This is a genomic window from Corynebacterium sp. HMSC14H10, from assembly GCF_001807105.1.
GTDB classification, from domain to species: Bacteria; Actinomycetota; Actinomycetes; order Mycobacteriales; family Mycobacteriaceae; genus Corynebacterium; species Corynebacterium jeikeium_D.
The window spans coordinates 1-1,508 of the sequence record NZ_KV787434.1 but is presented as its reverse complement, the minus strand read 5'-3'; the positions used below and the strand labels follow the sequence as shown (position 1 = coordinate 1,508).

Genomic DNA, 1,508 nt, shown 5'->3' with positions numbered 1-1,508 from the left:
TGTTTTTGTCAGGTTTTTGGGCCTTTCATTGTTTTTGTGATTCTTCTGATTTGAAGGGTTTTTGATGGAGGGTTTGATCCTGGCTCAGGACGAACGCTGGCGGCGTGCTTAACACATGCAAGTCGAACGGTAAGGCTCCAGCTTGCTGGGGTACACGAGTGGCGAACGGGTGAGTAACACGTGGGTGACCTGCCCTGCACTTCGGGATAAGCCTGGGAAACTGGGTCTAATACCGGATAGGACCGCACCGTGAGGGTGTGGTGGAAAGTTTTTTCGGTGTGGGATGGGCCCGCGGCCTATCAGCTTGTTGGTGGGGTAATGGCCTACCAAGGCGGCGACGGGTAGCCGGCCTGAGAGGGTGGACGGCCACATTGGGACTGAGACACGGCCCAGACTCCTACGGGAGGCAGCAGTGGGGAATATTGCACAATGGGCGGAAGCCTGATGCAGCGACGCCGCGTGGGGGATGACGGCCTTCGGGTTGTAAACTCCTTTCACCATCGACGAAGGGTTTCTGACGGTAGATGGAGAAGAAGCACCGGCTAACTACGTGCCAGCAGCCGCGGTAATACGTAGGGTGCGAGCGTTGTCCGGAATTACTGGGCGTAAAGAGCTCGTAGGTGGTTTGTCGCGTCGTCTGTGAAATTCCGGGGCTTAACTCCGGGCGTGCAGGCGATACGGGCATAACTTGAGTACTGTAGGGGAGACTGGAATTCCTGGTGTAGCGGTGAAATGCGCAGATATCAGGAGGAACACCGGTGGCGAAGGCGGGTCTCTGGGCAGTAACTGACGCTGAGGAGCGAAAGCATGGGGAGCGAACAGGATTAGATACCCTGGTAGTCCATGCCGTAAACGGTGGGCGCTAGGTGTGGGTTTCCTTCCACGGGATCCGTGCCGTAGCTAACGCATTAAGCGCCCCGCCTGGGGAGTACGGCCGCAAGGCTAAAACTCAAAGGAATTGACGGGGGCCCGCACAAGCGGCGGAGCATGTGGATTAATTCGATGCAACGCGAAGAACCTTACCTGGGCTTGACATATACAGGATCGCGCCAGAGATGGTGTTTCCCTTGTGGCTTGTATACAGGTGGTGCATGGTTGTCGTCAGCTCGTGTCGTGAGATGTTGGGTTAAGTCCCGCAACGAGCGCAACCCTTGTCTTATGTTGCCAGCACGTTGTGGTGGGGACTCGTAAGAAACTGCCGGGGTTAACTCGGAGGAAGGTGGGGATGACGTCAAATCATCATGCCCCTTATGTCCAGGGCTTCACACATGCTACAATGGTCGGTACAGTGGGTTGCCAGTCCGTGAGGGCGAGCTAATCCCGCAAAGCCGGTCTCAGTTCGGATCGGGGTCTGCAACTCGACCCCGTGAAGTCGGAGTCGCTAGTAATCGCAGATCAGCAACGCTGCGGTGAATACGTTCCCGGGCCTTGTACACACCGCCCGTCACGTCATGAAAGTCGGTAACACACCCGAAGCCTGGCCTAACACATTTTTTGTGGGGGCGCTG

Annotated in this window: 1 rRNA gene; it reads left to right on the top strand. The window is 56.6% G+C overall.

What is annotated here, in order from left to right:
* Positions 1-61: 61 nt before the first annotated feature.
* A 16S ribosomal RNA gene (locus HMPREF3135_RS07220) occupies positions 62-1,508 on the top strand; the annotation flags it as partial.